Origin of the sequence: Streptomyces sp. NPDC002698, from assembly GCF_042888945.1 — a bacterium.
Lineage (GTDB): Bacteria > Actinomycetota > Actinomycetes > Streptomycetales > Streptomycetaceae > Streptomyces.
Genome location: NZ_JBIAQM010000002.1, coordinates 235,582 through 249,625 on the forward strand (window position 1 = coordinate 235,582; position 14,044 = coordinate 249,625).

A 14,044-nucleotide genomic window follows, 5' to 3' on the forward strand; every position below is an offset into this window, starting at 1 on the left:
CGAGGCCGGCCCGCGATCCGCGGCCGGCAAGAGGCCGGAGAAGGGCAGCACACCATGACGGACACGGCGTCGGCGTCGCCCCCGCCGCGGGCGGGGCGCGAGGGCTCGCGCGACGAGGGCCAGTGGGCCCACGGGCGGCGCGAGCCCCTCAACAAGAACGAGGAGATCAAGAAGGACGAGGACCCGCTGCGGGTGCGGGAGCGCGTCGAGCGGGTCTACGCGCATCACGGCTTCGCCTCCATCGACCCTGACGATCTGCGCTCCCGCCTGCGCTGGTGGGGGCTGTACACCCAGCGCCGCCCCGGCATCGACGGCGGGCGCACGGCCGTCCTCGCCCCGGAGGAGCTGGAGGACGCGTACTTCATGCTCCGCGTCCGCATCGACGGCGGGCGCCTCGATCTGCGCCAGCTCCGCGCCGTCGCGGACATCTCGGTCCGCTGGGCCCGGGGCACCGCGGACATCACCGACCGGCAGAACATCCAGCTGCACTGGGTGCGTATCGAGGACGTCCCCGAGATCTGGCGCCGGCTCGAGGAGGTGGGGCTGTCGACCACCGAGGCGTGCGGTGACTGCCCGCGCGTCGTCGTCGGCAGCCCGGTCGCGGGAGTCTCGGCGGACGAACTCCTCGACGCCACCCCGGCGATCGAGGAGATCACCGCCCGCTGGATCGGCGACCCCACGCTGTCCAACCTGCCGCGCAAGTACAAGACGGCGGTGAGCTGGCTCCCCGACGTACCGTACGAGATCAACGATCTGGCGTTCCTCGGCAGCGTCCACCCCGATCACGGGCCGGGGTTCGACCCCTGGGTGGGCGGCGGCCTGTCCACCTCCCCGCGGCTCGCCGAGCGGCTGGGCGCCTGGGTGGCGCTGGAGGACGTGCCCGAGGTGTGGGTGGCCGTGACCCGGCTGTTCCGGGACTACGGCTATCGCAGGCTGCGCGGCCGCGCGCGGCTGAAGTACCTGGTGGCCGACTGGGGCGTGGAGCGGTTCCGCAAGGTGCTGGAGGACGAGTACCTGAACCGTCCGCTTCTCGACGGCCCGGCCCCGGTGCTGCCGGCCGCTCCCCTCGACCACATCGGGGTCCACCGGCAGCGCGACGGACGGTACTTCGTGGGTGCCGCCCCTGTGGCCGGACGGCTCTCCGGCGACGCGCTGGCCCGCCTCGCGGACCTCGCCGAGGCCCACGGCTCGGCACGGGTGCGGCTCACCCCGTACCAGAAGATCGTGGTGCTCGACGTGGCCGATCCGGCTCCGCTCGTCGAGGCGTTGCGCGCCGTCGGTCTGGAGGCGGAGCCGTCCTCCTGGCGGCGCGACACCATGGCCTGCACCGGCATCGAGTACTGCAAGCTGGCGATCGTCGAGACCAAGGAGCGCGCGGCCGTTCTGATCGGCGAACTCGAACGACGGCTCGCCGGTGAGGTGTTGGACATCAAGGTCAACGTGAACGGCTGCCCCAACTCCTGCGCGCGGACCCAGGTCGCCGACATCGGGCTCAAGGGACAGCTCGTGACCGGCGCCGACGGCACCCAGACCGAGGGATTCCAGGTGCACCTCGGCGGGGGCCTCGCCCTGCGGGAGGGGGCGGACGGCCGCTTCGGCAAGAAGCTGCGCGGCCTGAAGACCACGGCGGCCGAACTGCCCGACTACGTCGAGCGCGTGACCCGCGCCTATCTGGCGGGCCGGAAGAGCGCGGCGGAGACATTCGCCGAGTGGACGGCACGCGCCGGAGAGGACGAACTGAAGTAGACGGGTTTTCAGGTGTTCGCCTCGGCATCCGGTCGGGGTGAACACCGAAAGGCCAGGAACCGCACCTGAAGAATCCCAACTCTTGCACAGAGAAAGGACGGGCCGTGCGGATCGAACTGCTGGGACCGCTGGAAATCATCGACGAGGACGACATCCGCTTCCGCATACCGGGCGAGAAACTGCGCACCATTGTCGCGGCGCTCGCCCTGGCCGGAGGAAAGGTCGTCTCCCGGGACGAACTGATCGACGAACTCTGGGCGGAGAGGCCCCCCAGGGACGCGGTGAACTCGCTTCAGGGGCACATCGCGCGGCTGCGGCGCATTCTCGTGACCCGGATCGGCAGGGAACATCTGCGCGGGGTCGTGCAGACCACGCCCGCCGGCTACCGGCTCCAGCTCCCCGCCGACCACATCGACGCCCTGCGCTTCACCGCCCTCGTGGAATCCGCGGCACCGCTCCTCGAAGAGGACCCCGGAGCGGTCATCCGGACGCTGAACAGCGCCCTCGCCCTGTGGCGGGGGCCCGCCCTGTTCGACACCGGTCAGGGGATGATCTGCCGCATGGCCTACACCCACCTGGAGGAGAGCCGGCTGATCGCGCACGAGCGCAAGATCGACGCGCAGCTCGATCTCGGTCTCCACCAGGCGGTCATCCCCGAGGCCGAGCGCCTCCACATGCGCTATCCCCTGCGCGAGCACTTCTGCCGGCAGCTGATGGCCGCGCTGTGCCGCTCGGGCCGTCAGGGAGAGGCGATCAACGTGTACAGCCGTACCCGTCAGCGCCTTGTGCGGGAACTGGGCATCGAACCCTCCCCCCAGCTCAGGAGGGTCTTCCGCGAGATCCTCTCCCAGACCTGACCTCCGGTTCACCTCCGGTTCCGTGGACTGCCGAGCATGGCGGGTGCCCGGCCTCAGGCCCGGCCGAGGACCAGTACCGCGTTCTGGCCGCCGAACCCGAACGAGGTGCTCACCGCCAGCTCGCCCGTCAGATCACGGGGCCCCTTGGCCACGACGTCGATCTCGACCTCCGGATCCAGGCTCTGCAGGTTCGCGGTGGGCGGCACGAGCCGGTGTTCGAGGGTGAGCGCGGTGACGGCGGCCTCGATGGCGCCGGCCGCCCCCAGCGAGTGGCCCACCACGCCCTTGACGGACGTGACCGCGGGACGGTCTCCGAACACCCGGCGCAGCGTCCGGGCCTCCGTCACGTCGTTGAGGGGGGTGGACGTGCCATGGGCGTTGACGTGACCGATCTCGTCGGCGCCGACTCCCGCGTCCGCCAGGGCCGTACGGAGCGCCAGTTCGGCGCCGCGGCCCTCCGGATCGGGGGCCGTCGCGTGGTGGGCGTCGGCGCTGGCTCCGTATCCGCTGATCACCGCGTGCACCGACCCGCCGCGTGCCCGGGCGTCCTCCGGGCGTTCCAGGACGAGTACGGTCGCTCCCTCGGCGGGTACGAAACCGTCCCGGTCCACGTCGAAGGGGCGTGAGGCGTTCGCCGGTGCGTCGCGGCGGGCGGAGAGGGCGCCCATCTGGCTGAACCCGGAGACGATCGAGGGGATCAGGCAGGCCTCGGTCCCGCCGGTGATGACGATGTCGCAGGCGCCCGAGCGCAGCAGCTCGCGTGCCGTGCCGATGGCGGTGGTGCCCGAGGCGCAGGCCGTGGCGGTCACCAGGTTGGGGCCCCTGGCCCCGCACTCCATGGCGATGTAGCCGGCCGTCATGTTCACCGCGAGCATCGGGATCAGCATCGGGGAGACCTGGTCGAAGCCCTGGTCGAGCAGCACGTGGTGCTGCTTCTCCCAGGTGGCCGCTCCCCCGATGCCGCTGCCGATGACCACGCCGACCCGGGCGCCGTCCCATGCGGCCGTGTCCAGGCCCGAGTCGGCCAGTGCCTCGGCCGCGGCGGCCAGCGCGAGCTGGCTGCTCCGGTCCAGGCGCAGCGCCTTGCGCCGGCCCAGCGCCTTCGCGGGGTCGAAGGCGGGCACATGGCAGGCGAAGGCGGCGCGGGTGCCCGCGAGGGCGGGCACCTCGCTCGCTTCCGTCGTCTCGCCCCGCAGGATGCGCGTCCAGGAGGCGTGGGTGCCGATGCCCGCCGCGGTCACCATGCCGATCCCGGTGACCGCGGCGGAGAACGGCGGCCTGGCGTCCGGCATCAGCCCGTCACTCCCGACGCCTCGGCCAGCTTCCGCTCCAGCATCTCCGTCGCGTCGGCCACCGTGGCGTCCAGTTCCAGGTCGTCGTCCTTGACCGGGACGCCGAACTCCTGCTGGGCGGCGAGGCCGAGTTCGACCAGGGCCAGCGAGTCCACTTCGAGCTTGCGGAAGCTCACGTCGGGCGCGATCTCGTCGGCTTCCAGGCCGCAGACCCGTACCAGCAGGGCGACCAGACGATCGCTGGTGTCACTCATGGGATGTCTCTCCTCGGTTGTTCGTCGCGTAGTGCGAGTCGCGGTGTGCGGGACGGTCGGTGGTGTACGGGTGGCGCGGATCAGTACGCCTCGACGGCCGGCCAGCGGAGCGTGCAGGCGCCCCAGGTCAGCCCGCCGCCGAACGCGGTCATGAGCACCCGGTGGCCGGGGCGCAGGGTGCCGCTCGCGACGGCGTCGGCCAGGGCCAGCGGCACGGAGGCGGCGGAGGTGTTGCCGACGCGGTCGAGATGGATCGCGCAGCGCTCCCGGTCCAGGCCCATCCAGTCGGCCAGGGCGTGCATGATCCGTACGTTGGCCTGGTGGGCGACGAGCAGGTCGACGTCCTTCACCGTCCAGCCCGCGTCGTGCAGGGCCTGTTCGGAGGACTCGGCCATGGATTCCACGGCGTGCCGGAACACCGCCTGGCCGGCCATCCTGAAGTAGGGGTCGCCCTGCCCGGCCGTGGCCGGCCGCAGCGGGTCGCGGGAGCCCCCGGAGGGCACCTGGATCAGGTGGTCCGCCGATCCGTCGGAGCCCAGCCGGACCGGGCCGAGCGCGCCCGGTTCGTCCGGCCGGCCCGCCCGCAGGACGACCGCTCCGGCACCGTCGCCGAAGATGGCCCGGGTGGAGCGGTCCGCCGGGTCGAGGATGCGGGAGAACGCGTCCGCGCCGATGACCAGGACGGAGTCGGCCGATCCGGCGGCGATGAACCCGGCCGCGGTGGCCAGCCCGTAGAGGAAGCCCGTGCAGACGGCGGCCACGTCGAACGCCGGTACGGGGCCCAGTCCGAGCCGGGCGGCGACGCGCGGGGCGGTCGCCGGAAGGGGATGGTCGGGGGTCGCCGTGGCCAGTACCACCGCGTCCACCGCGATGTCCGAAGCGGACTTCAGGGCCCGTGCCCCGGCCTCGACGGCGAGGTCCGAGGTGGCGAGGCCGTCGTCGAGGATGTGCCGGGCGCCGATGCCGGTGCGGGTGCGGATCCAGTCGTCCGAGGTGTCGAGTTCCCGGGCGAGTTCGTCGTTGGTGACCGCCCTGGGCGGCAGCCAGGATCCGAGCCCGCACACGACCGCGGCCCGTGGGGTCACAGGGCTTCCTCCAGGCCCATGTACGCCAGTCGCGCGCGCTGCATCTTGTCGGCCCACTCGTGCGCCGTCCCGGCCCGCTCCTCGGCCGTGGTGTCGATCAGCCGGCGTCCGGGCCAGACCTCGTAGTCGCCGACGAGGTCGCCGTGCCGCTCCAGACCCTGCTGGAACAGCTCCTCGCGGCGCATCACGAGGTCCTGCGAGGGCAGCTTCTCCCACAGGCCGTAGCCCTCCTGGATCAGTTCCAGGATCCGCGGCTTGTCCTCGGGGTGGCGCAGCAGGTGTTCGCGGGCGATGGAGCTGCCGACGGTGAGGTGGCGGATCTCGTCGATGCCGGCGCCGCGCTCGATGTCGGCGGCGGCCGGGTCGAACATCCGCCACTTGCGCTCGCTGAGTTCCGCGGAGGGTGCGAGCACGCCTTCGACGAGCACCGTGAGGATCACGACGCCGCCGATGAAGTCCCGCCGGTCGCGCAGGGCGCGCAGGCCGAACTCCTCCAGGGGTACGAGGACGCGCTCGCTGTCGGCGGCGGCCAGCCGGTCGATCGCCGTCCACAGGTCGGCCTCGGCGACGCCGAGCGACAGCAGGTGACGGCGGAAGACCATGGCGTGCCGTGCCTCGTCGAGGAGTTGGGTCGAGTAGAACTCCAGCGAGGCGTTGTCGGGGGCGAGCGCCACCATGGAGGCGATGGCTCGGGTGGCCTTCTCCTCCGCGATGGACCGGAAGGCCAGTTCCTGGCTGAGCGCGCTGTTCAGGGGGCCGGGCTCGGACATCACCGGCAACGGGCGTACGTCGTCGGCGTGGCCGAGGGTGTGACCGCGCAGGGTGCCCTGCGGGACGGAGCGCAACCAGTAGCGCAGGTCGCAGGAGTCCGCGGTCAGTTCCAGGTTCATGGCGCCGTCGACGAGCGACGGGGCGTGCTCCCAGTCGGCTTCGGAGGGTGTGGTGGACACGGTCATCGATCCCTTTCCACGGACAGCGGTCGGATGGCGGCACGGCCGGGTCGCAGCTCGTCGGCGAAGTTGACCAGAGGAGTCCCGGCGCCCTGCGAGCCCCGCGACACACCGGCGAAGACGACCCGGTGGTCGCCGACGGCGGTGCTGCGGACGATGTGGCACTCCAGCCAGGCGACGGCGTCCTTGAGCCGGGGCACCCCGTGCGAGCTGAGGCCCGCCCAGGTCTCGGCGGGGAGCTGGGCCAGGCCGCGTTCACGCTTCTTCGAGGCGAAGTGGTCGGCGAGGAAAGCCTGTCCGGCGGCGAGCCCGTTGACGACGAAGCCGTCGTGCGCCAGGAGGGTGCGCAGGCCCCTGCTGTCCTCCCGCAGGGCCACGGAGATGATCGGCGGCTCCATCGAGGCGAGCGCCACCGTGCTCACCGTGACCCCTTCGACGGTCTCGGGGCCGCCGCAGGTCAGCACCGCGACACCGGTCGCCAGCCGGCGGACCGTGGACCGCGTCTGCTGCGTCCCCGCCGGGCCGCCGCGGCGCTCGGCGGCGAGGGCCTCCCTCATGAGGTCCTCGCATCCAGGTGGGCGGCCACCGGGGCCGGCCGTGCGCCCCGGCCCTCGAACTCGGCGCGGAAGCGAAGGTATCCGGGGTCCTCGACCGGCTCGAAGGGCAGCCTGAAACTCTTGAGGAAGTTCCCGAACAGCGCCCGGTCGCCGAAGAGGTGGATCGGCAGGGCGAGCAGCGCCCACTCGGCGCCGAACGCCCAGATCCACACCAGGGCCACCAGACCTTCGGTGACGAGGCTGTGCATCACGTTGTAGAGCACGTAGTAGACCTTGGAGATGTCCTTGGTCGTACTGCGGTGGTAGGCGATCGCGCCGGGGATGTAGCCGATCAGGTCGATGTAGAGGAACAGGCCGATGAAGACCGGCCAGGAGACGTCCCCGAGGTGGGTGAGGAACAGCACGCTGCTCACCGCCAGGCCCAGGGCGTACTCGGCGCGGTGCAGCTTCGAGGTGGCCGGCGTCTCGAAGAGGTTCTTGGCGTCCATCAGCGCGCTCCTCCCGCAGCGGCGGCCGCTTCCAGGACCGCGGCGAGCGCCTTGGCGACGGCCTCGTCGCCGATCACCTCGGCGTTCGGGAACAGTCCCCGGACCACGCGGGCGATGGTCTCCTTGAACACCCGCTCCGCGACCGGGTCGAGGATCCCCGCGAGCGAGGGGATGCCGAAGTCGAACGCGGTGTCGAAGGCGATCCGGCAGCCGTCGCCGTCGGCGGTGATGGCCCAGGTTCCGGAGAACTCCTCGAAGTCGCCCTCGGTCTGGGCGAACTCGATGGTCAGGCCCGCCGCGTCGAGCCGGTCGGTCTCCGTCCAGCGCAGGATGCCGTTGCGGAAGTACACCTCCCAGTCGCTGGACTCGTGCGTGCCGCTCGTCCGGCGGACCGTCACGGACCGTACGACGTCGACGAGATCCGGGTACGCCGCGAAGTCCTTGACCCGGGCGAAGGCGGCCTGGGGAGTCACCCCCGGCACGCCGAGGGTCACATGAGCACTACGCATGGCCGGTGCCACCTTCCGATGAGATTGCGTACGCGGAGGCCTGCCTGCCGCACGCGCGGTCGAAGGCCTCGTACAGGAAGCCGATGTCGGAGCGGGACAGCACGGCCGGCGGGGTGAGCCGCAGGACGTGGTCCGAGTTGAGCGAGTGGTTGGCGATGACGCCCTGTTCCGCCAGCTCGATCAGGAGGTCCCCGGCCGCGCCGGGCCGGGCGAACTCGAAGCCCAGCAGCAGGCCCCGGCCGCGCACCTCGCGCAGGCCGTCGCCGTAGTGTCCGCGGGCGATCTCCCCGAGCCCGACGAGCAGTTCGTCGCCGAGAACCCGGGCCCGTTCGACGAGTCCGTCCTCGTGGAGCGCGGCGAGCGCGCCCCGGGCCGCCGCCATCGCCAGCGGTGCCCCCGAGAAGGTGGAGGTGTGGAGGTAGGGGTCCCGGTCGAAGACCGCGAAGGCCGCCGGGGTGGCGACCACCGCCGAGACCGGGACGATCCCGCCGCTGAGCCCTTTGCCCACGAGCAGCGCGTCCGGGGTGAGCCCCTCCCGGTCGGCGCCCCACCAGGCGCCGAGCCGGCCGAGTCCGGTCTGCACCTCGTCGAGCACGAAGAACGCCCCGTGCAGGCGGCACAGTTCCTGTACCCGGGTGAGATAGCCGTCCGGCGGGAGGACCACGCCGGCCTCGCCCTGGACGGGTTCGACCACGACACAGCAGTCGCCCGGGTGGCGGAGCAGTACCTGCTCCAGGGCCGTGGCATCGCCGTACGGGACGTGCTCGACGTCCGGCAGCAAGGGACGGAAGGGCTCGCGGAAGACGTCACGGCCGGTCAGGCTGAGGGCGCCCATGGTCTTGCCGTGGTAGCCGCCCACGGTGGCGACGAGGTGCCGTCTGCCCTGGGTGCGGGCCATTTTGATCGCGCACTCGACGGCCTCGGCGCCCGAGCCCGCGAAGTGCACCCGCTCCAGGCCGGGCGGGGAGACCTCCACCAGTGCCTCGGCGGCCAGCGCGGCCTGCGGTTCGAGGAACACCCGGGTCGCGACGGGGTGCCGGTTCAGCTGCTCGGACACGTACCGCACCACCGTGGGGTGCCTGGCTCCCGTCAACAGCACTCCGTAGCCACCGCAGTTGAGGAACCGGCGGCCCTCGGCGGTGAACACCCAGGCGCCGAGCGACTCGGTCTCGATGTGCCCGCCGAACATCTCGCCCAGGACGGCCCGGCCCTTGTTGAGACGGCGCCGGTAGAGCCGGCCGAGTTCTTCACGGGTCAGGGGTGACGGTGCCGGGGCGGTCGGCGAGGGTGACGTCGCGGGTGTGGCGGAGGCCGGGGTGAGGGTCATCGCGGGCCTCACGCGATCCGCAGCGGCTTGCCGGCCAGGTGCTCCAGGAGCGGTCCCGCGATGCTCGACCTGGACGGCGGGTGGAAGGAAAGACCGTGCGAGGCCGCCGCGAGGTAGGCCACGTCCGGCGAGCCGATGAACGCCATCCCGCCGAGCAGTTCGACGGCCTGGTGCACCGACTCCGCCAGGGCGTCCTGCGCCGCGTACCGCGCGATGAGGGACTTCGCGAGCGCCTCGTCGCCGGTCTCCTCCTGCTCGATCATCCGCGCCATGCCCTCCAGCAGCAGCGCCGCGCTCTCCAGCCGGCACTGCAGCCGGGCCCGCTCGGAGTCGCTGCCCCGGCCGCGCTCCACGACGCGTTCGCAGAGGGCGCTCGCCATCCCGAGATACGAGCCGGAGATGAGCAGTTCGAACCAGATGAAGCCGACCGTCTGGAGGCTGTCCATGGCGCCCGGCTCGGCGTCCTCGGTCCGCATGAGCTGCTGCTCGCTGATGAACACGTCCTCCAGCCGGAGTTCGTCGCTCTCCGCGCCCGCGAGGACCGGGTTCCCCCAGAAGGGGTGCACGCTCAGACCCTCGACGCCCTTGGGGACCAGCAGGACGGCCGAGTTGTCGTCACCGGGCACGGCCACACTCGCGGTGAGCAGGTCCATCGAGTGCGACAGACTGCACGGCTTCTTCGCGCCGTTGATCCGGTAGCCGCCCTCGACGACCGTGGCCCGCATCGAGGGGGTCAGGATGCCCTGTCCGGTGCGGCCCTCCGCGAAGCCGGAGGCCACCAGCAGGTTCTGTTCCGCGATGCCCTCCAGCAGGGCCCACTCCGCGCCACTGGCCTGCAGACTCTCGGCCAGCGTGAACAGGGTGGCCACGGAGAAGTGGTGCATGGTCGTGGCGACCGCGAGCGACGGCGCGGCCGCGCCCAGGGCACGGGTGACCTGAAGCGCCTCCCGGGGACCCGCGCCGGAGCCGGCGTAGGTCTTGGGGATGACCAGCTGGGGTCCTCCGTGGCCGCGGAACAGCGCGATGGCGGGAGAGTCCGGGGACTCCAGTTCGCTCAGCGGGAACTCGTCCAGTTCGGCGAGCAGTCCGGGCATGAATTTCTCGCACGTCTCGCGCGCGGCATCCAGTGGGCGCATGGCAGCTCTCTCGTAGTGCGCGGACGGGGTGTTCAGGGCTCTCGCCGGTCCATGGCGCGCCAGGCGCCGAAGACCGCGTCGCGGGGACGGGATCCGGTGCTGACGCTGAGCCCCTGGACGTGCGAGGTGCGCAGGATCGGGTAGTTGGCCTCGCCGAAGACACCTCCGGTCAGGCCCGTACCGCCGTGCGTCGGCAGATAGGGCAGGAATCCGATGTGCGAGTCGTTGACCTTCAGGATTCCGCCGACGGTGATGCGGGTGACGAATTCGTCGACGACGGCCTTGTCGCCGGCCCATACGGAATTCCTCAGGCCGTAGGCGTTCGTGTTGACGAACTCGACGAAGCTGTCCATGAGTTCGGCGTCCGGGGCGGGGGCCGCGACCACGACCGGGATCAGCGGGAAGAACGTCTCGTCGCGTACGGCGTCGATCTCCCGGGCGTCCTTCAGACCGCGGACCACCACCACCGTCGGCTCAAGGAAGATGCCCGCCGCGTCGCGGGTCTCGTCGATCTGCATGGCGTGCCCGCCGCAGGCGATCTCCGCGCCGTTCTCGACGGCGTCCCGCAGACAGGAGAAGAACTTCTCGTTCCGCAGGACCGGGGTGAGGAGGACGTCCTCCTCCCAGGCGTATCCGGGACGGATGTGGCCGGCCAGGCGGACGATGTTCGCGATGAGCCGATCGGCGACTTCCGGGTGCACCAGCACCTGGTTCGGGATCATGCAGAGCTGTCCGGAACCGAAGAAGCTTTCCGTGATCGCCTCCGCCGCCAGTTCGAGATCGGCGTCCTTCCACACCACCACGGCGTCGTTCCCGGCCAGTTCGAGAATGGGCTTCTTGCCGGCGGTGACGCACTTCTCCTCGAAGGTGATGCCGTTCTCGCTGCTCCCGAAATACATGATGTCGTCGACCTTCGGGCTCCGCAGCCAGGCGGCGAGCATGGGCGCGGGGTCGCCGCACACCACGTTCAGCGTGCCGGGCGGGGCGCCGATCTCCTCCAGCGCCGGGATCACGATCTCGTGCAGGACGTACATCGCCCCGAGCGGGGCGCTGCGCGGCGCGCGGACCACCAGCGCGTTGCCCGCCATGATCGCGGTGGCGCCCAGCAGGGTGCTGGACAGCGGCGCGTTCTGCGGCGGGTTGAGACACACCACGCCGTCCGGGAGCCTGCGCACCGCCAGTTGCCGGTCGCCCTGCCGGAACTCCTGGAGCATCTGCGACCGGTAGAAACCCAGGGACTGCGGCCCGAAGCAGTCGAGCATGCCCGACACCTGCCAGCGGGCCAGCGGCAGCGGATGCCCCTCCTCCACCAGCACGTCGACGATCTCCTGGGCGCGCTCCACGATGCGCCGGTGGATCTGACGGCCCAGCCCGGTGAGCCGCACGTCGAGCGGGAACGCCGCCCAGCGCGGCGCGGCCCCGGCGGCGGCCTCCACGGCCGCCTCGACGGTGGCGCGGTCGGCCTTGGCCACCTTGGCGACGATGCTGCCGGGCAGTTCGGCCGGCTCCGCCAGCCCGCGCTCCAGCTTCCGTTTGAGGCTCAGGCTCGCGAACGCGTCGTCGAGCAACGCGTCGGCGCCGACGACATAGACCCACTCGCCGCCGTCCAGGCATTCTCCGTTCACATAGGACCGGTACGTACGCAACCGGCGTGCGGGCATCCCGCCGCGCCGCCGGCCGGCCGGAGCGGACAACTGAACGCTGGTCACCCCAGGTCCCCCGCCTTCTGTAGAGCGACTTCGATTCGTCGGCAACCTTCGCCAAGACCTCTGAGAAAGAGCTGAGACGGGTCTGAGACGGCTGTTTCAGCCGGCTTCACGACCCCGCTGAAAGAGTCCGTGCGTTCCTGTAGGTCTCTGGAGGGCGGTGCGGTGAATCGATCACGGACACGGCGGACGGCGACGCCCGCGGCGGACGCGAACGGCGATGTTCTCCCCGGGTTGCTGTCGGCCGTGGAGAAGCACGCCGACAATCCGAGCGCGTTCCTCGCGCTCAACGAGGGGAACCAGTACTTCCGTGAGGACGGCGGCGACGGTTTCGTCGTCTACCGGCGTTCCGGCCGCCATCTCGTCCAGTTCGGCGGGGTGTTCGCCGCTCCTGGACAACGGGCTTCCCTCCTGCGCGCCTTCCGCTCCTTCGCGCGCGAACAGCGCTGCACGATCGTCGGGATCCAGTTGCAGCGTGAGGACGTCGACCTGTTCCGCGAAGAGGGTTTCACCGTCAACCAGGTGGGCTCGTCGTACTCCCTCGACCTCTCCGCGTTCAGCCTGCGCGGATCGAAGTTCGTGAAACTGCGCAACAAGATCTCGCGTGCGCGGCGCAGCGGTCTGACGGTCGCCGAGACGGACTGGGAGACGTGCGCGCGAAACATCGAGCGGATCGACAAGGCCTGGCTGCGTTCCAAGGGGCGGCACGTCAAGGAGATCGAGTTCCTGGTGGGCCAGCTCGGCGGCCCCGCGCAGAAGCACCGCCGGCTCTTCGTCGGCACGCTGGACTCCGGGCCGGTCTCGTACATCTCGTACAGTCCCGCCCACGGCAGCAGGCCCGGCTGGCTGCACGACCTCAGCAGGCGGCTGCCGGACGCCCCGCCGGGAGTGATGGAGGCCGTCAACCTGCACGCGACGGAGACCTTCGTCAAGGAGGGCGCGGACTGGCTGCACTTCGGCTTCACCCCGTTCACCGGCCTCGACCCGCGGCACGAGCCGGCCGGGGCGAGCAGGCTGACGGGCCGGTTCATGCGGCTGCTCGCCGAGCACGGTCACGCGGTCTACCCGGCCTCGACCCAGCTCGCGTACAAGGAGAAGTGGGGCCCGCAGGTGGTGCTGCCCGAATATCTGGCCTTCGAGCGCGGCGCCAGCTTCGGGGCCATCTGGCAGGTCCTGCGGGTCACCAAATCGGTGTGAGGCGGAGACAGCATCATGAAAGCCGTACGACAGGCCGTACGACGCGAAAGTGCTGGACGGACGCCCGAATTCAGGGAGTACGGTGTGCACTCGCCGAACCACGGAGTGCGACACACGGGGGAAAACATGGGCACGGAGACGGCGCTGCGGCGCGAGAACGACGATCAACACTGTCTGAGCACCGCGCAGGCGGAGGAGTTACTGACGGGGGCGCCCTGGCGGCGCTTCCTGGTGATCGGCGACGAGGTCGCCGACGGACGGGGTGAGCCCGCGGAGGGCTACGGCCACGACGGCTGGGCGCATCGGGTGGCGGCCTGCCTGCGCCGGGTCCAGCCCGGCCTCGCGTATCTCAACCTCGGGAGGAAGGGCCGGCTCGCGGCGGAGATACGGTCGCGGCAACTGGGCCTCGTCCTGGAGTTCAAGCCGGATCTGACGGCGCTGACGTGCTGCGGCGCGGAACTGGTGCGCGATCCGTTCGACGCCGACAGCGTGGAGGCGGAGTTCGACCGGGTCGTCGCACCGCTGCGCGACAGCGGGGGCGATGTGCTGCTGGTGAACTGGTTCGACATCACCCGCTTCGGCCCCCGGCCGAGCGAGGAGGCCGAGCGTCTGCGGCTCCGGCTGCGCGAACTGGCCGAGCGCAAGCAGGCGGTGGCCCTCCGGCACGGAGCGATCTATGTGAACCTCGCCGAGCATCCGGCGGCCGCGGACCGGGATGTGTACGGCGCCGACGGCAGCGCCCCCACCATGCGTGGCCATGCCATCGCCGCCGCCTCGGTGATCCAGGGGCTCGGCGCCCATCTCACCGGCGCCGCGGACGAGTGCCGGTGAGTCTTCGGCCGGTTCCACCGGAGGGAGACACGCGGTACCGGGTCCGACGGACGGGAGGGTTCTCCCACCCGGCCCCACCAGCGGGGAGGTTCTCCCACCCGGTCCGCCG

14 protein-coding genes are annotated in these 14,044 nt (G+C 71.3%); 4 read left to right on the top strand and 10 right to left on the bottom strand.

Features of this window, described 5'->3' with window-relative positions; translation table 11 throughout:
- Positions 1-54 precede the first annotated feature (54 nt).
- Both ACFYW9_RS03395 and ACFYW9_RS03400 read left to right on the top strand, forming a co-directional pair.
- Positions 55-1,746 (top strand): nitrite/sulfite reductase, encoded by a 1,692-nt coding sequence (locus ACFYW9_RS03395; RefSeq protein WP_389144099.1) that lies wholly within the window; start codon positions 55-57, stop codon positions 1,744-1,746.
- A gap of 104 nt (positions 1,747-1,850) precedes the next feature.
- Positions 1,851-2,603, top strand: a complete 753-nt coding sequence (locus tag ACFYW9_RS03400; RefSeq protein ID WP_351860456.1) for an AfsR/SARP family transcriptional regulator — start codon at positions 1,851-1,853, stop codon at positions 2,601-2,603.
- A 53-nt stretch (positions 2,604-2,656) separates the two neighbouring features.
- Here the strand turns inward: ACFYW9_RS03400 and ACFYW9_RS03405 are convergent, their stop codons facing one another.
- From ACFYW9_RS03405 to ACFYW9_RS03450, 10 genes are all read right to left on the bottom strand, one after another.
- Positions 2,657-3,895 carry a beta-ketoacyl-[acyl-carrier-protein] synthase family protein gene (locus tag ACFYW9_RS03405; RefSeq protein ID WP_389144103.1) on the bottom strand — a complete coding sequence of 413 codons (1,239 nt, stop codon included), beginning with the start codon at positions 3,893-3,895 and terminating at the stop codon, positions 2,657-2,659.
- On the bottom strand, positions 3,895-4,149 hold the full coding sequence (locus ACFYW9_RS03410) for an acyl carrier protein (protein WP_389144106.1): 255 nt from the start codon (positions 4,147-4,149) through the stop codon (positions 3,895-3,897). Before ACFYW9_RS03410 ends, ACFYW9_RS03405 begins: the two co-directional genes overlap by 1 nt.
- Positions 4,150-4,229: 80 nt before the next feature.
- Complete coding sequence (locus ACFYW9_RS03415) at positions 4,230-5,234, bottom strand: beta-ketoacyl-ACP synthase III (protein ID WP_389144109.1); 1,005 nt, start codon at positions 5,232-5,234, stop codon at positions 4,230-4,232.
- Positions 5,231-6,190 carry a VlmB-like protein gene (locus ACFYW9_RS03420; protein ID WP_389144112.1) on the bottom strand — a complete coding sequence of 320 codons (960 nt, stop codon included), beginning with the start codon at positions 6,188-6,190 and terminating at the stop codon, positions 5,231-5,233. Before ACFYW9_RS03420 ends, ACFYW9_RS03415 begins: the two co-directional genes overlap by 4 nt.
- Complete coding sequence (locus ACFYW9_RS03425) at positions 6,187-6,741, bottom strand: flavin reductase family protein (protein ID WP_351860466.1); 555 nt, start codon at positions 6,739-6,741, stop codon at positions 6,187-6,189. The genes ACFYW9_RS03420 and ACFYW9_RS03425 overlap by 4 nt, the downstream gene beginning before the upstream one ends.
- The gene (locus tag ACFYW9_RS03430) at positions 6,738-7,229 is read right to left on the bottom strand and encodes a hypothetical protein (protein ID WP_389144116.1); all 492 of its coding nucleotides are present in this window, start codon (positions 7,227-7,229) and stop codon (positions 6,738-6,740) included. The genes ACFYW9_RS03425 and ACFYW9_RS03430 overlap by 4 nt, the downstream gene beginning before the upstream one ends.
- Positions 7,229-7,738 (bottom strand): type II toxin-antitoxin system RatA family toxin, encoded by a 510-nt coding sequence (locus ACFYW9_RS03435; protein ID WP_389144119.1) that lies wholly within the window; start codon positions 7,736-7,738, stop codon positions 7,229-7,231. The genes ACFYW9_RS03430 and ACFYW9_RS03435 overlap by 1 nt, the downstream gene beginning before the upstream one ends.
- On the bottom strand, positions 7,731-9,065 hold the full coding sequence (locus tag ACFYW9_RS03440; protein ID WP_389144122.1) for an aspartate aminotransferase family protein: 1,335 nt from the start codon (positions 9,063-9,065) through the stop codon (positions 7,731-7,733). The genes ACFYW9_RS03435 and ACFYW9_RS03440 overlap by 8 nt, the downstream gene beginning before the upstream one ends.
- 8 nt (positions 9,066-9,073) lie before the next feature.
- A complete protein-coding gene (locus ACFYW9_RS03445; protein WP_389144125.1) occupies positions 9,074-10,201 on the bottom strand; it encodes an acyl-CoA dehydrogenase in 1,128 nt (375 codons plus the stop codon).
- A gap of 32 nt (positions 10,202-10,233) precedes the next feature.
- Complete coding sequence (locus ACFYW9_RS03450) at positions 10,234-11,862, bottom strand: aldehyde dehydrogenase family protein (RefSeq protein WP_389144776.1); 1,629 nt, start codon at positions 11,860-11,862, stop codon at positions 10,234-10,236.
- 291 nt (positions 11,863-12,153) lie between these two features.
- Between ACFYW9_RS03450 and ACFYW9_RS03455 the strand changes: the two genes are divergently transcribed.
- Both ACFYW9_RS03455 and ACFYW9_RS03460 read left to right on the top strand, forming a co-directional pair.
- A complete protein-coding gene (locus ACFYW9_RS03455) occupies positions 12,154-13,104 on the top strand; it encodes a bifunctional lysylphosphatidylglycerol flippase/synthetase MprF (protein ID WP_389144128.1) in 951 nt (316 codons plus the stop codon).
- Between the two features lie 126 nt (positions 13,105-13,230).
- Entirely contained in the window at positions 13,231-13,935 is a 705-nt protein-coding gene (locus ACFYW9_RS03460) for an SGNH/GDSL hydrolase family protein (protein WP_389144131.1), read from the top strand.
- The last annotated feature ends 109 nt before the right edge of the window (positions 13,936-14,044 follow it).